The 3951-nt window shown below is 67.3% G+C and carries 4 protein-coding genes; 3 read left to right on the forward strand and 1 reads right to left on the reverse strand.

Annotation, left to right across the window (positions count from 1 at the left end):
• Window positions 1-15: 15 nt before the first annotated feature.
• On the forward strand, window positions 16-1914 hold the full coding sequence (locus ACTHLF_RS19565) for an HAL/PAL/TAL family ammonia-lyase (protein WP_440329642.1): 1899 nt from the start codon (window positions 16-18) through the stop codon (window positions 1912-1914).
• Here the strand turns inward: ACTHLF_RS19565 and ACTHLF_RS19570 are convergent.
• On the reverse strand, window positions 1911-2714 hold the full coding sequence (locus ACTHLF_RS19570) for a response regulator (protein WP_440329643.1): 804 nt from the start codon (window positions 2712-2714) through the stop codon (window positions 1911-1913). The two genes, ACTHLF_RS19565 and ACTHLF_RS19570, sit on opposite strands and share 4 nt — an antisense overlap.
• A 164-nt stretch (window positions 2715-2878) precedes the next feature.
• Between ACTHLF_RS19570 and ACTHLF_RS19575 the strand changes: the two genes are divergently transcribed.
• On the forward strand, window positions 2879-3196 hold the full coding sequence (locus tag ACTHLF_RS19575; RefSeq protein WP_440329645.1) for a YerC/YecD family TrpR-related protein: 318 nt from the start codon (window positions 2879-2881) through the stop codon (window positions 3194-3196).
• The coding region (gene hisG, locus ACTHLF_RS19580) for an ATP phosphoribosyltransferase (RefSeq protein WP_440329647.1) at window positions 3193-3951 on the forward strand (759 nt) is incomplete at its 3' end. The genes ACTHLF_RS19575 and hisG, both read left to right, overlap by 4 nt.

Raw genomic sequence — 3951 nt, forward strand, 5'->3', positions numbered from 1 at the left:
GAACGGTAGTTCGCCATGACCAGCAGCATCCTCCTCGACGGCCGCAGCCTTACGCGCGGCCAGGTTGTCGCCATCGCCCGCCAGGGCGCGTCCATCACGCTCGATGAGAAGCAGCTGCTCAAGGTGAAGCGCGCTGCCGACTTCCTCGCGGAGAAGGTGGGTGGCGGCGAGCCGATCTACGGCGTGACCACCGGCTTCGGCAGCAATGCCGACAAACTGCTCGGCGCGCACCGCGTGCGTGACGAGCTGCCGGGCGGTAACCCCGAGGCGCGCGATGGCACGCTGATGGAAGAGCTGCAGCACAACCTGATCATCACCCATGCCGTGTGCGTGGGTAAGCCGTTCTCGGTGGACGTGGTCCGCGCCATGCTCGCCATCCGCGTGAACACGCTGATGCGCGGCCATTCCGGCATCCGCGTCGAGACCCTCCGTGCGCTGGCCGAGCTGCTCAACCGCAACGTCATCCCGGTGATCCCCGAGAAGGGTTCGGTGGGCGCCAGCGGCGACCTCGCACCGCTCTCGCACCTCGCCATCGTGCTGCTCGGCGGCGGCGAAGCGTTCTACGAAGGTGAGCGCATCTCGGGTGCCGAGGCGCTGAAGCGTGCCGGCCTCGAACCCGTGCGTCTCTCCTTCAAGGAGGGCCTCGCGCTAAACAACGGCACCACCCAGATGCTCGCGACGGGTGTGCTGGCGCTGGCTTCGATCGAAACCCTCATCAAGACCGCCGACCTCGCACTAGCGATGACCCTCGATGCGTTCGCTGGCCGCACCGGCGCGTACGCGGAAGAAGTGCATGCGCTGCGTCCGCACCCGGGCCAGGTCGCCGCGGCGAATGAGTTCCGCCGCCTGCTCGAAGGTTCCACGCTCGCCGACATCGCCTACCACCTGGTGCCGCGCTTCCGCCCGTGGCTGTCGGATTCGTGGTCGGAGCCGGCCGAACAGGCCTACCGTTTCGACATCGGCTGGGACTGGGTCCCGGCGACGCAGCGCCATGGCAAGGAGGCGTTCTATTCGCGCTTCCTGCCGTTCAAGGGCGGCAAGAAGCACCAGCCGCAGGATGCCTACTGCCTGCGCTGCGCGCCGCAGGTGCATGGCGCCGTCCGTGATGCGTGGGAGCAGGCTTGCCGCGTGTTCGATGTGGAACTCAACGCCGTTACCGATAACCCGCTGGTGTTCCCCGATGCCGAGAACGCCGAGGTCATCGAAGACCAGGTGATCTCCGCCGGCCACTTCCACGGCATGCCCCTCGCGCTGGCGATGAGCTACGTCAAGGCGGCGATCCCCGTGCTCGCTTCGATCTCCGAGCGCCGCACGGCGAAGCTCGTGGATCCCGCGAACAACGATGGCCTGCCGGCGTTCCTCATCGGTAACGAAGACGCCACCGATTCGGGGTTCATGATCGTGCAGTACACCGCCGCGGCGCTGGTCAACGACCTAGCGACCCGCGCGCACCCGGCATCGGTGTATTCGGTGCCGACGAGTGCGAATGCCGAAGACCACGTATCCATGGGCGCCAACGAAGCGCGCCACGTGCTGGAAATGACCGAAGACCTCGGCCATGTGCTGGCCATGGAGCTGTACACGGCGGCGCAGGCGCTCGAATACCGTCAGGACATGCTCAATGCGGCCCGCGCGCTCTCCAAGCGCGGCGACTGGCAGGCGCTGGCGTCGAAGATCAACGGCGCGCCGCGTACGGATTCGCCGCACTACGCACAGTTCGAAAAGGAAGTGCGCGCCCTGATGGGCGCACTCGCGGGCGCCGAGGACTTCCACGGCGGCGTTGCCGTGCGCGAGGCCCTGGCAGCACTTCGCGAGCACATCGCCTTCATGCAGCGCGACCGCGCGATGGATGGCGACGTGCGGGCTGTCTGCGAGCTGGTGGCCTCTGGCCGCCTTGTCGCGGGCGACGCTTAAGCCTCATCGTTGGCCGCGGCGCCCTCGGGCACCGCGGCGTCCTCCTGCACTGCGGCCGTCTGCTGTCGGGTCTCGACGTAGGCTTCGTCCTCATCCGCCCAGGGATCGCAGGCCGCGGCAAGCACGGCCTCGTGTTCCTCGCCCAGCAGGAAGCTCTCGACCAGGCCTGAGCGCACGTTCACCAGGTACTGGTAGAGCTGCGCATCGTTCCGCAGCCCCAGCTTCAGCATGGCCGAGCGCTTCTGCCGGCTGATCGTCTTGATGCTGCGGGTCATCAGGCGCGCCACCTCGGCCAGCGACAGTCCCCGCGCGTAGGCGCGAAGCACGGCGATCTCGCGCTGGGTAAGGCGTTCATGAGCGTCGCGGCGCGCGTTTGCCTCGTCCACTTCACGGAAGGCCCTGCGCACGGCGGGGCTGAGGAACCTGCGCCCGATGCTCGCCGCGTGCACCGCCGCCGGGATGCCACGCAGGGCGGTGCGTTTGTCGAGCAGGGCGGCCACACCCAGGTCGAGCATGAGGCGCAGGTTGGCGACGTTATCGAGACGGCTCATGACGACGATCCCCACATCGGGGCGGATGGTCCGGATCCGCCGGACCAGGCTGACGCCGTCCGGATGCCGGCCCACGGGCATGTTGGGGTCGGCGACGACGACCTCGACATCGACATCGGCGAGGGTCTCGACAAGGGTGTCGGTATCGTTGACGCAGGCGACCACGCGGTAGCTGTGCTTCTTGAGGACGGTTTCGACTCCGGCGGCGACGACAGGCTGGTCGTCGGCGATGACAACGGGGATCGTCATGCGGCGGCTCATGGCTCCAGGGGATTTAGCCGTCATCTTGGCGACCGCCCGACCCGCGGTATATGGAACAAAAGCGCAATCTTCTGTCGGCGATTTCTCTGATTAGTTGCCACTGTGTAGTTGTCGGCCTACAATGACCTACCGTATTAACGCGTTAGTACATTATGAAGCGACGCTCCCTCGATCCCGAGACCCCGTCAGACTCGGCTGAAACCAGCCTGTGCGAGGCGCTGCTCGGCCTCTCAACGGTCGATGAGATGCGGGCCTTCCTCCACGACCTGTGCACCCCGGCCGAGATCGAGGTCATGGTGGATCGCTGGCGGGTGGTGCCCTACCTGCTCGACGGCCGTTCGTACCGGGAGATCCACGAGCGGACCGCGGTCAGCATCACCACCATCGGGCGCGTCGCCCGCTACCTCAACCAGGGGGCAGGGGGCTACATGGCCGCCGCCGCCCGCCGCAATCAGGGGACCGGCGCATGAAGCCACGTGATCGCCTGCGCATCGCCATGCAGAAGTCCGGCCGCCTGACCGAGCCGGCCCAGGAGCTGCTGGCGCGCTGTGGCCTCAAATTCCGCCAGAGCCGTGACAAGCTGTTCTGCTTCGGCGAGGGTGAACCGGTCGACCTGCTGCTGGTGCGCGATGACGATATCCCCGGCCTGATCGCCGAAGGCGTCTGCGACCTCGGCATCGTCGGCCGTAACGTGCTGCGCGAGTTCCAGCTCTCCAACCCGGAAGCAGGCAGCGGCCTGGATGAACTGCGCCCCCTGGGTTTCGGTAGCTGCCGGCTTTCGATCGCGCTGCCGCACGACGAACCGTACGATAACCCGGCCCAGCTGCACGGCCAGCGCATCGCGACCTCATACCCCGGCCTGCTCGGCGACTGGCTGCGCACGCACAACGTGGACGCCAAAGTCGTTTTCCTCGCCGGCTCCGTGGAAATCGCGCCGCGCCTCGGCACGGCCGATGCCATATGTGACCTTGTGTCCAGTGGCGCCACGCTCGTGGCCAACCAGCTGCGCGAGGCGGCGGTGATCGTCGAGAGCGAAGCCGTGCTCGCGGGCCACCGTGTGTTGCCCAGCGATGAGCGCGGCGAAATCGCTGAATTGCTGCTCCGGCGGCTGGATGGCGTGATCCAGGTGCGCGACTCGCGCCTGATCCTCATGCAGGCCTCGCGCGAGGCGTTGCCCGCGATCACCCGCCTGCTGCCGGGCCTGCCGATTCCCACGCTCACCGCG

This window comes from Luteibacter sp. (assembly GCF_051958795.1).
In the GTDB taxonomy this organism is placed as follows: domain Bacteria; phylum Pseudomonadota; class Gammaproteobacteria; order Xanthomonadales; family Rhodanobacteraceae; genus Luteibacter.